Annotated in this window: 1 protein-coding gene; it reads left to right on the top strand. The window is 75.5% G+C overall.

Annotated features, from left to right (window positions below):
- Positions 1-233 (top strand): acyltransferase domain-containing protein (locus G3I65_RS50800; protein WP_160703066.1); only part of this gene is annotated, 233 nt, incomplete at both ends.

The following is a 233-nucleotide window of genomic DNA, read 5'->3' on the forward strand; positions in this document are numbered from 1 at the left end:
CCGCCGCCGCGGGCCGCGTCCGGGCGCGCTCGGCTGGCCGTGCTGTTCGCCGGCCAGGGCGCCCAGCGCCTCGGCATGGGACGGGAGCTGTACGGTCGCTTCCCGGTGTTCGCCGCGGCCCTCGACGCCGTTGCCGACCAGTTCGGCGACGAGCTGCGCGAAGTGCTCTTCGGCGACGACGCGGCGTTGCTCGACGAGACCGGGTACACCCAGCCCGCGCTGTTCGCCGTCGA

Source organism: Amycolatopsis sp. SID8362 (assembly GCF_010550475.1).
Taxonomy (GTDB): domain Bacteria; phylum Actinomycetota; class Actinomycetes; order Mycobacteriales; family Pseudonocardiaceae; genus Amycolatopsis; species Amycolatopsis eburnea.